This is a genomic window from Enterobacter cloacae complex sp. P24RS (assembly GCF_014982165.1).
GTDB classification, from domain to species: Bacteria; Pseudomonadota; Gammaproteobacteria; order Enterobacterales; family Enterobacteriaceae; genus Enterobacter; species Enterobacter quasihormaechei.
Genome location: NZ_JADCKU010000007.1, coordinates 238,080 through 252,938, shown reverse-complemented (window position 1 = coordinate 252,938; position 14,859 = coordinate 238,080). Strand labels below are relative to the sequence as shown.

15 protein-coding genes are annotated in these 14,859 nt (G+C 56.7%); 2 read left to right on the top strand and 13 right to left on the bottom strand.

Annotated features, from left to right (window positions below):
- Nucleotides 1-98: 98 nt before the first annotated feature.
- Nucleotides 99-1,694, bottom strand: coding sequence for an ABC-F family ATPase (locus tag INF58_RS10330; protein ID WP_063866190.1), 1,596 nt, complete (start codon nucleotides 1,692-1,694; stop codon nucleotides 99-101).
- Nucleotides 1,695-1,916: 222 nt separating this feature from the next.
- Between INF58_RS10330 and ldtB the strand changes: the two genes are divergently transcribed.
- A complete protein-coding gene (gene ldtB, locus INF58_RS10325) occupies nucleotides 1,917-2,837 on the top strand; it encodes a L,D-transpeptidase (protein ID WP_063449266.1) in 921 nt (306 codons plus the stop codon).
- 42 nt (nucleotides 2,838-2,879) lie between these two features.
- Here the strand turns inward: ldtB and INF58_RS10320 are convergent, their stop codons facing one another.
- The 12 genes from INF58_RS10320 to mntR all read right to left on the bottom strand — a co-directional run bounded on the left by INF58_RS10320 (nucleotide 2,880) and on the right by mntR (nucleotide 14,427).
- On the bottom strand, nucleotides 2,880-3,596 hold the full coding sequence (locus INF58_RS10320; protein WP_063866189.1) for a GntR family transcriptional regulator: 717 nt from the start codon (nucleotides 3,594-3,596) through the stop codon (nucleotides 2,880-2,882).
- Between the two features lie 15 nt (nucleotides 3,597-3,611).
- The gene (locus INF58_RS10315; protein ID WP_107534985.1) at nucleotides 3,612-4,934 is read right to left on the bottom strand and encodes a PTS sugar transporter subunit IIC; all 1,323 of its coding nucleotides are present in this window, start codon (nucleotides 4,932-4,934) and stop codon (nucleotides 3,612-3,614) included.
- Nucleotides 4,935-4,985: 51 nt separating this feature from the next.
- Nucleotides 4,986-6,362 (bottom strand): glycoside hydrolase family 1 protein, encoded by a 1,377-nt coding sequence (locus INF58_RS10310; RefSeq protein WP_193527632.1) that lies wholly within the window; start codon nucleotides 6,360-6,362, stop codon nucleotides 4,986-4,988.
- 151 nt (nucleotides 6,363-6,513) lie between these two features.
- Nucleotides 6,514-7,011 (bottom strand): YbjP/YqhG family protein, encoded by a 498-nt coding sequence (locus INF58_RS10305; protein WP_193527631.1) that lies wholly within the window; start codon nucleotides 7,009-7,011, stop codon nucleotides 6,514-6,516.
- Nucleotides 7,011-7,379: a hypothetical protein gene (locus tag INF58_RS20955; RefSeq protein ID WP_227415058.1), complete on the bottom strand. Its 369-nt coding sequence runs from the start codon at nucleotides 7,377-7,379 to the stop codon at nucleotides 7,011-7,013. Before INF58_RS20955 ends, INF58_RS10305 begins: the two co-directional genes overlap by 1 nt.
- 148 nt (nucleotides 7,380-7,527) lie before the next feature.
- The gene (locus INF58_RS10300; RefSeq protein WP_193527630.1) at nucleotides 7,528-8,028 is read right to left on the bottom strand and encodes a YbjP/YqhG family protein; all 501 of its coding nucleotides are present in this window, start codon (nucleotides 8,026-8,028) and stop codon (nucleotides 7,528-7,530) included.
- The gene (locus tag INF58_RS10295) at nucleotides 8,028-8,396 is read right to left on the bottom strand and encodes a hypothetical protein (RefSeq protein WP_193527629.1); all 369 of its coding nucleotides are present in this window, start codon (nucleotides 8,394-8,396) and stop codon (nucleotides 8,028-8,030) included. The genes INF58_RS10300 and INF58_RS10295 overlap by 1 nt, the downstream gene beginning before the upstream one ends.
- A 164-nt stretch (nucleotides 8,397-8,560) precedes the next feature.
- The gene (locus tag INF58_RS10290) at nucleotides 8,561-10,084 is read right to left on the bottom strand and encodes an efflux transporter outer membrane subunit (RefSeq protein WP_112792560.1); all 1,524 of its coding nucleotides are present in this window, start codon (nucleotides 10,082-10,084) and stop codon (nucleotides 8,561-8,563) included.
- On the bottom strand, nucleotides 10,084-11,655 hold the full coding sequence (locus INF58_RS10285; RefSeq protein WP_193033908.1) for a DHA2 family efflux MFS transporter permease subunit: 1,572 nt from the start codon (nucleotides 11,653-11,655) through the stop codon (nucleotides 10,084-10,086). Before INF58_RS10285 ends, INF58_RS10290 begins: the two co-directional genes overlap by 1 nt.
- Nucleotides 11,652-12,746, bottom strand: a complete 1,095-nt coding sequence (locus INF58_RS10280; RefSeq protein ID WP_193527628.1) for an HlyD family secretion protein — start codon at nucleotides 12,744-12,746, stop codon at nucleotides 11,652-11,654. Before INF58_RS10280 ends, INF58_RS10285 begins: the two co-directional genes overlap by 4 nt.
- A 101-nt stretch (nucleotides 12,747-12,847) precedes the next feature.
- On the bottom strand, nucleotides 12,848-13,957 hold the full coding sequence (locus INF58_RS10275) for an anion transporter (RefSeq protein WP_193527627.1): 1,110 nt from the start codon (nucleotides 13,955-13,957) through the stop codon (nucleotides 12,848-12,850).
- Complete coding sequence (gene mntR / locus INF58_RS10270) at nucleotides 13,954-14,427, bottom strand: manganese-binding transcriptional regulator MntR (protein ID WP_063449275.1); 474 nt, start codon at nucleotides 14,425-14,427, stop codon at nucleotides 13,954-13,956. Before mntR ends, INF58_RS10275 begins: the two co-directional genes overlap by 4 nt.
- Before the next feature lie 183 nt (nucleotides 14,428-14,610).
- On the opposite strand from mntR, the gene mntS reads away from it, so the two are divergent.
- Complete coding sequence (gene mntS / locus INF58_RS10265) at nucleotides 14,611-14,739, top strand: manganase accumulation protein MntS (protein ID WP_063449276.1); 129 nt, start codon at nucleotides 14,611-14,613, stop codon at nucleotides 14,737-14,739.
- Nucleotides 14,740-14,859: the final 120 nt, after the last annotated feature.

Here is a 14,859-nt window from a genome sequence, read left to right as displayed (position 1 = left end):
CAGAGTGTGCTCCGGATAGACTAAAAGTGTTACCTATGTTCCCGGTCTGATCTGTCACCTATGTATCCGGTCATACAGTAGCGCCACCGGGCTTTTTTTTAGCTCTCGATACCTTTGCTGCGCAGGTAATCTTCGTAGTTACCGGTGAAGTCCACCACGCGCTCTGGCGTAATTTCGATCACGCGGGTCGCCAGGGAGCTGACGAACTCACGGTCGTGAGAGACGAAAATCAGGGTGCCCTGATACATCTCCAGCGCCATGTTCAGCGATTCGATAGATTCCATATCCAGGTGGTTGGTTGGTTCGTCCATCACCAGGATATTCGGTTTTTCCATCATCAGCTTGCCGAACAGCATACGGCCCTTTTCACCACCGGAGAGCACTTTGGCGGGCTTTTTGATGTCGTCCTGGCTGAACAGCAGACGCCCCAGAATGCTGCGTACCGCCTGCTCGTCGTCCCCTTCCTGCTTCCACTGGCTCATCCAGTCGAAGACGGTCAGGTCGTTTTCGAACTCATATTCATGGTCCTGCGCGTAGTAACCAATCTGCGCGTTTTCAGACCATTTCACGGTACCGTTGTCCGGTTGCAGTTCGCCTACCAGGGTTTTCAGCAGGGTGGATTTACCCACGCCGTTGGCGCCCAGAATGGCAATCTTTTCGCCCACTTCCAGCAGCAGGTTGAAGTTTTTAAACAGCGGGCCTTCATCAAAGCCTTTGGTCAGCGCCTCAACTTCCAGCGCGTTACGGAACAGTTTCTTGTCCTGCTCGAAGCGAATGAACGGGTTCTGACGGCTGGAGGCTTTCACCTCTTCCAGCTTGATTTTGTCAATCTGGCGGGCACGCGATGTTGCCTGACGGGATTTAGAGGCGTTAGCGCTGAAGCGGCTCACGAAGGATTGCAGGTCCGCAATCTGCGCTTTCTTCTTGGCGTTGTCGGCAAGCAGACGTTCACGCGCCTGCGTTGCCGCCGTCATGTACTCATCGTAGTTGCCCGGGTAAACGCGCAGCTCGCCGTAGTCCAGATCCGCCATGTGCGTACAAACCATGTTCAGGAAGTGACGGTCGTGCGAGATGATGATCATGGTGCTGTCGCGATCGTTCAGCGTCTGCTCCAGCCAGCGGATGGTGTCGATGTCCAGGTTGTTCGTCGGTTCGTCGAGCAGCAGGATGTCCGGGTTAGAGAACAGCGCCTGTGCCAGCAGCACGCGCAGCTTCCAGCCTGGGGCGACTTCGCTCATCGGGCCGTAATGCTGTTCTACCGGAATACCGACGCCCAGCAGCAGTTCGCCCGCACGCGCTTCCGCAGAGTAGCCGTCCATTTCGCCGTACTGCGTTTCCAGGTCGGCCACTTTGTAACCGTCTTCTTCGCTCATTTCGGCGAGACCGTAGATACGATCGCGCTCCTGCTTCACTTCCCACAGCTCCGCGTGCCCCATGATCACAGTGTCGAGCACGGTGAACTCTTCGAAGGCGAACTGATCCTGACGCAGCTTACCGATACGCTCGTTCGGATCGAGCGACACGTTGCCCAGCGTCGGCTCTAAATCGCCGCCGAGGATCTTCATAAAGGTGGATTTTCCGCTACCGTTGGCACCAATCAGGCCGTAACGGTTGCCGCCGCCAAATTTGACGGAAATATTTTCGAACAGCGGCTTACTGCCAAACTGCATAGTGACGTTGCTGGTAACTAACACGGAGAGATTCCTGCGAAAAGTGTGATAAACACGGCATTATGCCACAATTCCGAATTGAGATCCCGTGTTGCGGTAATCCACTAAACTTTAACAAAATCGAAAAAAATGTGATTTCGTACACATCTGAATTCCCAGTTAACGGGAATGCACATATAATGCGCTCCCATTACAGATTCAGTCTTATCAACTCATCGCCAGAATGGCTTAGATACCTCGCATAACATGAACATGAAATTAACAACGCTTTTTGCGGCGGCGTTAGCCGTAGTAGGTTTTTGTAAGACCGCGTCTGCGGTGACGTATCCCCTGCCGACAGACGGAAGCCGTCTGGTGGGTGAAAACCAGGTGGTGACGGTTCCGGAAGGTAACACCCAGCCGCTGGAATACTTCGCGGCGCAGTACCAGCTCGGCCTGTCTAACATGCTGGAAGCTAACCCGGGCGTTGACCCATACCTGCCAAAAGCGGGCACGGTGCTTAACATTCCGCAGCAGCTGATCCTGCCGGATACCGTTCACGAAGGTATCGTGATCAACAGCGCCGAAATGCGTCTGTATTACTACCCGAAAGGCACCAACACGGTGATCGTGCTGCCTATCGGCATCGGCCAGCTGGGCAAAGATACCCCGTTGAACTGGACCACCAAAGTTGAGCGTAAGAAAGCGGGCCCAACCTGGACGCCGACCGCCAAAATGCACGCGGAATACATCGCTGCGGGCGAGCCGCTGCCCGCCGTTGTACCTGCCGGCCCGGATAACCCGATGGGTCTGTACGCGCTGTACATTGGCCGTCTGTATGCCATCCACGGCACCAACGCCAACTTCGGTATCGGCCTGCGCGTGAGCCACGGCTGCGTGCGTCTGCGTAACGACGACATTAAGTTCCTGTTTGAAAACGTGCCGGTCGGCACGCGCGTGCAGTTCATCAACGAACCGGTGAAAGCGACCTCCGAGCCGGACGGTAGCCGTTACATTGAAGTGCACAACCCGCTGTCCACCAGCGAAGATCAGATCAACAACAACGAAATCGTGCCGATTAAGCTGACCAGCGCGGTGCAGGCCGTGACCTCACAGGCGGATGTTGAAACGACCGTCGTTGACCAGGCGATTCAGAACCGTTCCGGTATGCCGGTACGTCTGAACTGATTGCGAAACGTCAAAAAAGCGGGCCACGGTGCCCGCTTTTTTTTATCCGTTATTTACGATAACAATGCCGCCATGATCGTAGCGATAATGGCAGTGGGCGTACTCCAGCGGCGTGCCGTCCTCCAGATAGATCACCTGCTCCACCTCCAGCACCGGATCGGTTTGCTCGCAGATCAGATGCTGCATATCCAGCGCACTGGGCTTCAGCGCCCGCACCACCCGATACGACCCCATGATCTTCAGCCCCAGCGTCTCCTGAACGTACTGGAACACCGAACTTTCAAGATGGGCTTTGTTCAGGCCGGGCACCAGATTGAGCGGCATCACCGTGGCGTCCAGCGACATGGGCTCACCGTTCAGCAAGCGCAGGCGGATGAAGTCATAGATCGGCGCATCCGGGTTTATCATCAGCGACGCCTGCTCTTTCTCGTTCGGGAAGCGCAGCTCAAAATGCACCACCTTGCTCGTCACCGTGCCTAAATGCTCCCAGGTTTTGGTCGCCCCGAAGTAGTCGCTGCCGGAGAGATCCCACTGCGATAGCTGGAGAAAGTTTTTGCGAATGAAGGTGCCCTGCCCCTGACGCGTATAGACCAGCCCTTCGACGATCAGCTGGCGCATCGCCTGCTGAATGGTCATCCGGCTGGTGCTGAACTCCGCCGCCAGCGCAAACTGGTCCGGCAGCGGTTCATTGGCGGCGTACTGCTGGCTGATGATGCGTTTTTTGATTTCCCGCGCTATGGTGATGTACTTCGCCGCCATCGTCCTTCCTTCTGATTAGTTTTCTGTCCCGCTGTTCTTCAGCGCCACTCTCTCGGCCACCTTGAGGAAAGGCAGGTAGAAGAATACACCAAATACAATGATTGCCAACTGCACCACCACGGCGCGCCAGTCCCCCGCCGTCGCCAGCCAGGCGCTGAGGATCGGCGGGGTGGTCCACGGGATCATCACCACGCAGCGCGACATGAGCCCCAGCGTGGTACAGAGCCACGCAAAATAAATGCCGATGGCGGGCAGCAGCACAAACGGGATCATCAGCGGCAGGTTAAAGACAATCGGCAGGCCGAAAATCACCGGCTCGTTGATGTTGAACAGGCCCGGCGCCAGCGACAGCCGCGCCACCTGCTTCGCCGATTGTTGCCGCGAGAAGATAAAGATGGCGATCAGCAGCGAGATCGTGCTGCCCGTGCCGCCCACCATGCCAAACGTCGGCACAAAGATGTTGTTGATAATGTGCGGGATCGGTTGTCCGTTGGCGAAGGCCAGCATGTTCTCGTTGGTGTTGATCAGCAGGAACGGCTCCAGCACCACGCTGTTGACCACCGACTGATGAATACCGAGCGTGAACAGGAAGTTACCGAAGCTGTAGATGAAAATCGTCCCCGGCAGGCTGGTGTTGATCAGCCGCAGCGGCTGCTGGATAAAGGTCGTAATGAGGTGGATCAGATCCGTGTGCAGCACGTTAGCCAGCAGTGCCGCCAGCACCGCAAACAGCGACAGCGTGAGAATGGTCGGGATCAGCGCGGTAAAGGATTTGCTCACCGCCGGAGGCACGTTTTCCCCCAGCGAAATGTGCAGCGCCTTCAGCCGCGAAATGGCGATGAACAGTTCGGTGGAGAGCAGGCCAATCAGCACCCCGGCGAAAATCCCGGTGGAGCCGATATTGGCAAACGTCAGCACCTGGGTGACGTTCACCGTGGCCTCGCTGCCGACGGGCGTAATCTGTAAGCGCATCGGCATCATGATGATAAAGCTGCTGACGGCGATAACCACTGCCGAGACCGGATTGTCGAAATCTTTATTGCGCGCCAGCGACCAGGCGATCATCGGGGCCAGCAGCAGCGCGGCGATGTTCAGCGTGCCGTTGACGATCGCCTCGCCCCACACCTTAAACTGTGTGAGCGTGTCACCCTCAAAAATCCACGGGAACACCACGTTGTTCACCAGCACCGCCAGACCGGCGAGGATGAAAATCGGCATCACCGTGGCGAAGGCATCGCGCAGGGAGCGCAGGTGCACCTGGTTTGCCAGGCGTGCCGAGAACTCAACAAATTTATCGACAAAAGACTGCATGTGCGGTGTTATTTTTGTTTCAGACATAGCGGATAGGTCCCATCAATCAGTCACAAAAACGGCCCGGCAGCGTACGGCTTACATCTCGCGTCCGTTGGTATGGATAACCTGTTTTAACCACGCGTAGCTCTTCTTCGGCACGCGCTTCAGGTCTTTCAGGTCGTGATTCTCACGGTTGACGTAGACCACGCCGTAGCGCTTGCGCATGTCGCCCTGTGAGCTGAGAATGTCAATCAGTCCCCAGCCGAGGTAGCCCATGACCTCTGCGCCATCCTCGAACATCGCGTCTTTCATGGCCTCGATATGCGCCCGGTGGTAGTCGATGCGGTAGGTATCCTCAATCGGGTTGACCCCGTCCCAGGACTCAATCACGCCAATGCCGTTTTCAATCGGGAAGACCGGCATCCGCCAGTCGTTGGCATAGCGGGTGATGATGGTGCGAAAGCCCAGCGGATCGATCTGCCAGTTCCACTCGGTGGCCTTCAGGTACGGGTTATTTTTCTCGCCGTGCAGCAGGTAATTGTTCACCGGCGTGCCTTCCGGGATCGCATCGCTGTCCAGCGTTTTGCTGGCGTAGTAGCTGAAGGCCATAAAGTCGTTCTTCGTACGCGCGAACAGGGCGAGATCGTCGGCGCGATAGATACCACCAAAGCCCTCCTGCTCAACTACCGCCATCACCGCCGGGCTGTAGCCCTGGCCTGCGAAGACGCGCAGCAGGTTCTGGTTGAGGAATTCGTCGTACTGCTGGGCGCAGAAGATATCGCGCGGCTTGCAGGTGGCCGGATAAATCAGCTGGTGTGCCAGCATGCCGCCCATTAGCTGGCCCGGTTTCGTCTGGTGCAGGTATTCGGTCAGCGACATGTGCGCCACCATCGCATGGTGCTGAAGCTCATACAGCTCGCGCAGAGTCTTCTCGCCCTTCATATAGCCGGATATGCGGAACGCTTCCGGCATATGGAAAATGTTCTGCTCGTTGAAGGTCAGCCAGTACTTCACCCGGTCCCCGTAGCAGTCGATCATCTTTTTGCCGTAACGGATAAAGGCTTCCACCACGCGGCGATCGTTGAAACCGTTGTACTCCTGCGCCAGCGCCAGCGGCATGTCGAAGTGGTAGAGGCAGACCATCGGCTCAATGCCGCGGGCGATGAGATCGTCAATAAAGCGGTCGTAAAATGCGATGCCTTCGTCGTTGAACTCGCCGTCACCCAGCGGGCAGACGCGGCTCCAGGAGATCTGGAAACGGTAGCAGTTCATGCCCAGATCCTGCATCAGGTCGAAATCTTCCCGGTAGCGGTGGTAGGAGTCGGTCGCCACCTTCCAGTCGGAAACGTTTTCCCCGGCCTCACGAATGTCGTAGACCGACATCCCCTTCCCGCCCTCGTTCCAGGCCCCTTCCGTCTGCATACTGGACACCGAGTTGCCCCATAAAAAGTTGGCTGGCAGTGAATTGTTCATGCTCTCTCCCTATATGACTAGTCATTTAAAAATTCATGACTAGTCATATAGGCGAAGATGAAATTTCGATCAAAGGGGAGGATCGTTTTTTGTGAGGTTGATGGGAATAAAAAGCCCCGGCCGTTGCCGAGGCTGATTTCCTGTTTAATGTTTAAAGCCCGCTTTCTGCCGCAACTTTTACCTGGGCAATTGCTCCGGCATTGAATATGGGGTGCTCATAGCGATCGGTTACGTCCTGAACCCTGTATATCTTCCATGTGCCAGATTCTCGCCGAACGAATACCCGCAACTCTACTTTTCCGCCGTTTTCTCTTCCAATCCAGACCGGCATAACCTCTCCGCCCATAAACGATTTGGCTGACCCGACATTTAACGCCGACACCCATGAGGGATCATAGTCCTGCGCATAAGCGAAGTAATCAGATCCAAGCAGGTCTTGTTCGGGTATCGACTCTATATCGTCCAGTCTCTTAATCGTGTCAGCAGAGACATATTCGCGCAGATCAGACGGCGAATATTCATTGTCGCTACTTGTTAGTGACATCAGATAAGTGGAGTAAAAAGAGTGCACCCGCGTCGGCGCGCTCTGATCCGGCTTAACCGAGCAAGCAGAGAGCAAGCAAATGCATAACACTATTGCGGCTCGCATCAATTCATCCTGTAAACTTTGAAGGCTGGCTGGGCCCTGCGATAACCCGGCCCGGGGTACATGCTGCGCTGTCGGAAATCTGAGATCCACTGCGTCCCATCATACATTGTCATATGCCCGCTGGAGTTTCCTCCCGGATAGGGTTGAATAACAGCGACATCACCGATCAATAATGTTGAACCGGGCGGGACTTCACGAAATCCCGCACGCAGTAAAGATTGCCCGTAATCTTTTGCGTTTAGCGTTCTCTCCAGCCGTATGCCTCCAGCGGCTATAGCCTCTCGGGTAAAAGTCGCACATTCGTTATGTGAACGACCAAGAGCATGTGATCGGAGGTGTGAAACAGCAACGTCTTTGTTCCAGCTCATTCTTAGTTCCCTTAAGTAAGTAAGAGCGGAATTATTGTGCCAGTCATTAACTTTTTGTTGGCTGAAAAATGCTTAACGTTGTACAGTTTTGCGCCCAGTAAAAAGCCCCGGCAGGCATCGAGGCTTGTTGAAAGTTTAATGGTTAATATTAAAGCCCGCTTTCGGCCGCAACTTTTGCCTGGGCAAATGCTCCGGCATTAAATATAGGATGTTCGTGAGTGTTCGTTATGTCCCGAACGCGGTAGATTTTCCATGCATCATCTTCACGACGGAGAAATACTTCAAGGTGTATGCTCCTCCCGCCACTCGCCCCCTCAATGACCTGGACTACTTCACCGTTTAAAAATGGCCTTGCGTTTTCCACCCGTAACGCAGGTACCCATTCGCGAGAGTAATCCTGGGTATATGTAAAATAATCAGATTCTATTAATTCTTGTTCCGGGATTTCCTGAATGGCATTAATGCGAGCAAAAGTATCAGCAGAAACATATTTACGCAGTTCGTCGGCAGGATAAGGCCTGGCTTCATCGCTGCCGAATGCGCAAAGATAGGATTGATAAAATGATTCTGTAGCGTCTTGCGCATTTTGATTAGCAACTGAACGACATCCCACCAGCAGCATAACGACAGATAAAAATATCTTTTTCATTAATGCTTCCTGTAAATTTTGAAGGGTGGATGGTTCTTGCGGTACCCAGGCCCCGGATACATACTTTTTTGAACAAAGTCAGAAATCCACTGCATGCCGTCATACATAGTCATGTGACCTATACCGTTTCCTCCGGGATACGGCTGTATTACAGCCACATCGCCAGCAATTAAAGTCGAACCGGGCGGCAGTTCACGGAATCCAGCACGTAATAATTCCGCCCCATAATCTTTTGCATAATCTGTGTTAGGTACCTTAACGCCTCCAGCCAGAATGGCCAGACGGGTAAACTTCGCGCATTCGCTGTGAGAGTGTCCGAGCGCGTGTGACCGGAGATACGAAACAGCAACGTCTTTGTTCCAGCTCATTCTTAGTTCCCTTAAGTAAGTAAGAGCGGAATTATTGTGCCAGTCATTAACTTTTTGTTGGCTGAAAAATGCTTAACCTTGTCCGGTCAAAACATGATTTCACGCGCCAGTAAAAAGGCCGGATTCGCTGCGCGGATCCGGCCAGAGTTGCCACCTTTAGCAGTTTATCCGCGCGGAGCGTCGCCAAAGACAGCATAATCCGGCAGTCGAACCTGCTGATACGGCTCCCAGCCGCCGCCGAGGGCTTTATAAAGCGCTACCAGGTCAAGCGCGCTTTGCACCTGCGCCTGCGCGCGCTGCTGTTCGGCCTGGGCCAGCTGACGCTGGGCGTCCAGCACGTCGATAAAGCTGGCGATCCCCTGCCGGTAGCTGTCGCTGGCGAGATCAAAGGCGTTTTGCAATGCGTCGATGGTTTTCGCGAGACCCGCCTCACGCTGCTGATCGGTGCGATAGCTCACCAGCGCGTTTTCGACATCGCCGAGCGCCGTCAGCACCGTCTGGCGATAGTCCAGCACCGCAGCGCCCTGCTGCGCGCGCGCCACCTTGACGCTGGAGACCAGCCGACCGCCCTGGAAAATCGGAATGGAAACCTGCGGGCCGAAGCTGTAGAAGTGGCTGCTCCAGTCGGTCAGCCAGCCGGATTCGCTGTTGCGCAGGCCAAACTGTCCGGAGAGGGTGAAGCTCGGGAACAGTTCAGCCACCGAGACGCCAATCTGCGCCGTGGCGGCGTGGAGGTTCGCCTCTGCTTCACGCACGTCGGGACGGCGGCGGGCCAGCGTCGACGGAATGCCGGTCTGTACGATATCCGGCAGCGCGGGCATCGGCTGCGCTGATTGCAGCTCGGCGTCCAGCGCTCCCGGCGGTTTACCGAGCAGGATCGCCAGCCCGTTCATCGCCTGGCGTTCCTGGGCCTGATACTGCGGCAGCTGGGCTTCAAGATTACCCAGCTGCGCCCGGGCGTTTTCCACGTCCATCTGCGGCGACAGCCCGCCGCGCTGGCGGCTTTCGGTCAGATCCAGCGTCTGCTGCGCGCTCTCAATTTGCGTATTGAGCGTGGCGATGATGCTCTGCGCCCCGCGCAGCTGTAGCCACGCCCGCGCCACTTCGGCCTCCAGCGACACCAGCGCATCGTTACGCTGTTCGATGGCGGCCTTCTGCTGCGCTTCGGCGGCTTCCACCTGACGGCGAACCTTGCCCCAGAGGTCGATTTCCCACTGGGCGTCAAAGCTGCCCTGGTAAAGATTGATCGGCTGCGTCAGCGGGCCTAGCGCGCTTCGCAGTTGCGGATCGACATTATCCAGCTGGTCGTACACGCCGTGGGATTTTAGCTCTCCTTCCAGCCCAAGCTGCTGGCGCGTTGCCTGCACATTGCCATTCACCGACGGGAAAAACGCCCCGCCCGCCTGGTTAATCTGTTCGCGCGCACCGGCAATGCGCAATACCGTTTGCTGTAACGTCAGATTCCCGGCGATGGCGCGCTCAACCAGGCTGTCGAGCTGTGGCGAGCCGAAGGTTTTCCACCAGCGCGGGTTAGTGGCGGCGGAAGACGTTTGCGATTTCACCGCGCTGTCGCCCTTATCGTTCCAGTGTGTGGCGGCGGGCGGCGCGGGCGGCTGGTAGTCCGGCCCGACGGCGCAGCCCACCAGCAGCATCATTATCATCAGGGGGTGTAAACGTCTGTGTATCATCAGTGTGCTCCTGCACTCCCCTCGCTCTTAACCGGCGAGAGCAACAAACAAAACGGAATCAGTAAGAAGGCCACCGCGCTCAGAATGGTGAAGACGTCGATGTAGGCCAGGAAGCGCGACTGCTCGATCATCGTCTGGTACATCCGCCCGGTGGCAATCCCGGTCGGGTCACCCACCTGAGTGGTGAAGTTCTGGATCGCCTGCGCGCTTTCGCGTATTGCCAGCTGGAACTGCTCGTTAAACGGCGAAGCGTGGTAGGCCAGGTGCGCGCTGTGCGCCTGCGAGCGCTCGGTGATTGCCGCCGTCGACAGCGAAATGCCAATCGAGCCGGCCACGTTGCGGAACATGGTAAACAGCGCCGCCGCGTCGGCGTTGAGCCGCCTTGGGATCGAAATAAAGGCGATGGTGGTGAGCGGCACAAACAGGAACCCCAGCCCAATCGACTGGGCGCTGCGGAACAGAACCAGCGTCTCGAAATCGATATCCGGGGTCAGAGTGCGGGACCAGAAGAACGACACCGCCAGGCAGCTAAAGCCAAAGGCGATGATCCAGCGCGTCTGCACCACCGGCATCAGCTTCAGCACCAGCGGAATAGTCAGCACAATCAGCACCGCCCCGGGCGACAGCACCAGACCGGACCAGGTGGCGGTATAACCCAAATCCTGCTGCGCCAGCTGCGGGATCACCACCGAGCTGCCGTACAGGATCATCGCCATTCCCGCCATCAGCAGGCTGGAGATCGCAAAGTTGCGATCCTTCATGCAGTGCAGATCCACCACCGGCTTTTTGGCATACATCAGCCAGTAGATCGCGCCAATAATGCCGATCAGGGTCAGTACCGCGAAGGTGCGGATAAAGTTCGAATAGAACCAGTCATCGTCTTCGCCCCGGTCGAGCATCACCTGCAAACAGCCAAGGCCGAGGGCGATCAGGCCGATCCCCGTCCAGTCGACGGTGAGCTTCTCTTCCGACTTTTTCTCCCACGGCGGATCTTCCAGCAGCTGGTAGATGGCCAGCACCGTCACGATCCCAACCGGAATATTGATGAAGAACACCCAGCGCCAGGAGTAGTTATCGGTGATCCAGCCCCCCAGCGTCGGGCCGAGCACCGGCGCGACGATAATCGCAATGGAGGAGAGGCCAAAGGCTTTGCCCCTGTCCTCCGGCTTGAAGTAGTCGAGCAGCACCGACTGCTGCGTGGGCTGCAACCCGCCGCCAAAGAAGCCCTGCATCACGCGGAACAGGATGATTTGCCAAAGCTCGGTGGCGATGCCGCACAGGAACGAGCAGATGGTGAACATCACAATGCAGATCAGGAAGAACTGCTTGCGGCCAAACAGCCGGCTCAGGAAAGCCGAGATCGGCAGCACGATGCCGTTCGCCACCAGGTAGCTGGTCAGCACCCAGGTGGATTCGTCGTAGCTTGCCGAGAGCGACCCCGCCACGTGCGGCAGCGCCACGTTGACGATGGTGGTGTCCAGAATCTCCATAAACACCGCCAGGGTGACCACAATCGCCACCGCCCACGGGTTACTGGCGGGCTTCCAGTTTTCGTGGCTGCTGTCCGTCATTCCACGGTGACCTTCGGTTCAACCGACAGCCCAAGCGGCAGCGGCTTGTTCGGATCCAGCCCTTTATCAATGACGATTTTCACCGGCACGCGCTGCACGATCTTCACAAAGTTACCGGTGGCGTTTTCCGACGGGAAGGCGGAGAAGCGCGAGCCACTGCCCTGCTGGATGCTGTCAATATGGCCTTCCAGCGCCATATCCGGCCAGGCATCGACGGATACCGTCACTTTATCGCCCGGCTTCATGCGTTCAAGCTGCGACTCCTTGAAGTTCGCCACCACCCACACGTTCGGGGAGACCAGCGAGAACAGCGCCGTGCCCGCCTGCACCAGCGTACCGGGCTGGACGTTGCGCTTAGTGACAAAACCGTCGAACGGGGCGCGGACTTCGGTATAGGAGAGGTTCAGGTTGGCGGTTTCCAGCTGCGCCCTGGCCTGATCGACCTGCCGTTCGCGGGCTTCAACATTCGTTTCCTGCTGGCGGATTTGCAGCTGAACCTGCTCCGCCACTTCCAGCTGCGCCTGCGCGCTGGCCAGACCCGCCTGTGCGCTGCGCAGCTGAGCGTTGGCGGAATCGATACTTTGTTGCGTGGTCGCGCGCGGGTCAACGCCGCGCTGACGGCGGTACTCCGCCTGCGCGTTGGCCATATCCGCCTGCGCTTTCAGTACCTGTGCTTTGGCTTCATCGCGCTGGGCGGGATACTGCACTTTTGAAAGCGCCAGCTGCGCCTGGGCCTGATGCAGCTGCGCCAGCGCCAGCCCAAGCTGGGCCTGGGCCTGATCGCGCTGGGCGGTGGTATCGCGAGGATCGATCACCACCAGCACGTCCCCTTTCTTCACGCGCTGGTTATCCCGCACGCGAAGTTCAGTTACGTAGCCCGCCGTTTTAGGAGCGATCGTCACCACGTCGCCGTCGGTAAAGGCGTCGTCGGTGGTCTCTTCGTTACGGGTTAAAAACCACCAGACCAGCGCCACAATCACCATCACGATGACCACAATGCCGAGGATAATTAACGGTTTTTTTCCCGGACGCTTGCGCTCGTTATTGTTTTTATCCTGCTCGTCAGCAGGTGTAGTTTGATCTTCTGCCATAGTTCAGCAACGGTCCTGTCAGTGAGCGGCATCACACTATGCCGTTCACTAAAGCTAGGACGTTGCTATACATTTGCCAGGAAAAACTGACAAATTGCGCACTATATGAGAAGGAATAGTCCGAAACCGACAGCCGCTGACCAGAGCAGCATCGGGATTGACCATAGATGGAAGCGCCACCAGATGCGGCGATCGTTGGCCATGCGCAGGGCGATAAGGTTTGCCAGCGAGCCGGGCAGCAGCCCAAAGCCACCGACGTTGACCGCCCACGCCAGCAGCACCGTAGGGGGGACATAGTTAAGCAGTAAAATGGTGGACGGCACGTTACTGATTACCTGCGAAAGACCAATTGCCGTCAGCCATAATCCCGGCTGCGACAGACCGCTGACGCTCTGGAGAACGTTCTGCAATGCCGGGAGCTGGATCAGCAGGTGCACGTCAATAAACATCGCCATAAACACCAGCAGCAGCGTCCAGTCGACGCTCACCAGCACCCGCCGGGCGAGGAACAGGAAACCGCACGCCACCAGCAGCGCGCCCGCCAGCGCCTGGTTTAGCTCCAGCGCGGTGAGGAAAACGATATACAGCCCCAGGCAGCTCCAGACGAGACGCGGCTGCCACTGAGGGCCAGCTGTACCGCTGTGGTACTGCAACGTTTTATTGGGGAAGGCAAACCAGCAGACCCCCAGCAGCGTCGCCACGATCGCCAGCGCCAGCGGCGCCATCTGCCCGGTAAACGCGGTAAACGACAGGCCCGAGCGTCCCCACAGCAGAATGTTCTGCGGGTTACCGATCGGCGTAAGCAGCGAACCCGCATTGACGGCCAGCGCTTCAAAAATAATCAGGCGGGAAACCGGTATTTCGCACAGCTTACGCAGCGTAAGCGTCAGCGGCACCACAATGAACAGCGCCACGTCGTTAGTGAGAAACGTCGACAGCAGCGCCGCCGAAAAGACCATGAACAGGGCCAGCTTGCGCTCGGTGGCAAAGCGGCGCACCATTTTGCGCCCCAGCACGTCAAAATAGCCGCTCAGCTCAACGCCTTTGGTGAGCATCATCAAACCGCTCAGGGTAATAATGGTGCGCCAGTCTATTGCCGCGGGCCAGGCCTGTGGCCTGAAGGGTACAAAGACGCTGAGCCCAACGCCAATGATGAGTAAAAGATGGAAAAAGCGATCGCGTTTCAGGGCCTGCAAACCGGGAATGTTCATTCAGCGGAGGGACCGTATTTGAGGGTAAATTCGCGGAACTTCACCAGCGTCTCTTCGCTGACGTGGTGCTCCATCCCTTCGGCGTCCCGACGGGCAATGTCCGGGCTGACGCCCAGCACCAGTAAAAAGTTCTCGACGATCTGATGGCGCTCGCGGCTCTCCTGCGCCAGCTTTTCGCCTTCAGCGGTGAGAAACACCCCACGCCAGGGGATCATTTCGATCAGCCCTACCGACGCCAGACGTTTTAACATTTTGGCCACCGTTGGCTGAGACACCCCCAGCCGGGCGGCCATATCGACCTGGCGCGCTTCGCCCACCTCACGGATCAGGTCGGAGATCAGCTCAACATAATCATCAATCAGTTCCCGGCGGTGCGCCTCACGCACCTGACGGAAGCCTTCCACATGCTCTTCAACGTTCACCAGTTGCGTCGTTTTTTTTGTTGTTGGCTTACCTGCGCGACGGTTCATTGTGCTTCCTCAATGGGGTTGACGCTTCCAGCGCCCTGTAACGGAGCGCACATTGTAAACCATAGCTCTACAAGCACAAAAAATTAACGAATTAGCCATAGCTATAGAATATAGCCTGTGCTATATCTGTATGTAATGCAGTCACCCTTCACGGATCGAAGGGATCATGAATCAGGAGGTCTTATGAATGAATTCAAGAGGTGTATGAACGTGTTTACCCACTCTCCTTTTAAAGTGCGCCTGATGCTGGTGAATATGCTGTGCGATATGTTTACCACCAAACCGCAGCAGGACGACAAATCTTCCCACTAAGCGGCGTCGCGGTACGCCGCTTCATTTTCCCGTCATTTTTCCCCGGCACACTGTCCTTTTCCCGATTATTTTTGCGGATTTGCAGCCCCCTTCGCAAAACATCTGTTTAGCAACTGTTGA

Bases quoted from the DNA above. Each gene is read 5' to 3' on its own strand.
- INF58_RS10300 (WP_193527630.1), bottom strand. From the start codon at position 8,028: ATGAAAAAGATATTTTTATCTGTCGTTATGCTGCTGGTGGGATGTCGT.
- ldtB (WP_063449266.1), top strand. From the start codon at position 1,917: ATGAACATGAAATTAACAACGCTTTTTGCGGCGGCGTTAGCCGTAGTA.
- INF58_RS10310 (WP_193527632.1), bottom strand. From the start codon at position 6,362: ATGAACAATTCACTGCCAGCCAACTTTTTATGGGGCAACTCGGTGTCC.
- INF58_RS10315 (WP_107534985.1), bottom strand. From the start codon at position 4,934: ATGTCTGAAACAAAAATAACACCGCACATGCAGTCTTTTGTCGATAAA.
- INF58_RS10320 (WP_063866189.1), bottom strand. From the start codon at position 3,596: ATGGCGGCGAAGTACATCACCATAGCGCGGGAAATCAAAAAACGCATC.
- INF58_RS10285 (WP_193033908.1), bottom strand. From the start codon at position 11,655: ATGACGGACAGCAGCCACGAAAACTGGAAGCCCGCCAGTAACCCGTGG.
- INF58_RS10295 (WP_193527629.1), bottom strand. From the start codon at position 8,396: ATGAGCTGGAACAAAGACGTTGCTGTTTCGTATCTCCGGTCACACGCG.
- INF58_RS10280 (WP_193527628.1), bottom strand. From the start codon at position 12,746: ATGGCAGAAGATCAAACTACACCTGCTGACGAGCAGGATAAAAACAAT.
- INF58_RS10290 (WP_112792560.1), bottom strand. From the start codon at position 10,084: ATGATACACAGACGTTTACACCCCCTGATGATAATGATGCTGCTGGTG.
- INF58_RS10275 (WP_193527627.1), bottom strand. From the start codon at position 13,957: ATGAACATTCCCGGTTTGCAGGCCCTGAAACGCGATCGCTTTTTCCAT.
- mntR (WP_063449275.1), bottom strand. From the start codon at position 14,427: ATGAACCGTCGCGCAGGTAAGCCAACAACAAAAAAAACGACGCAACTG.
- mntS (WP_063449276.1), top strand. From the start codon at position 14,611: ATGAATGAATTCAAGAGGTGTATGAACGTGTTTACCCACTCTCCTTTT.
- INF58_RS20955 (WP_227415058.1), bottom strand. From the start codon at position 7,379: ATGAGCTGGAACAAAGACGTTGCTGTTTCACACCTCCGATCACATGCT.
- INF58_RS10305 (WP_193527631.1), bottom strand. From the start codon at position 7,011: ATGCGAGCCGCAATAGTGTTATGCATTTGCTTGCTCTCTGCTTGCTCG.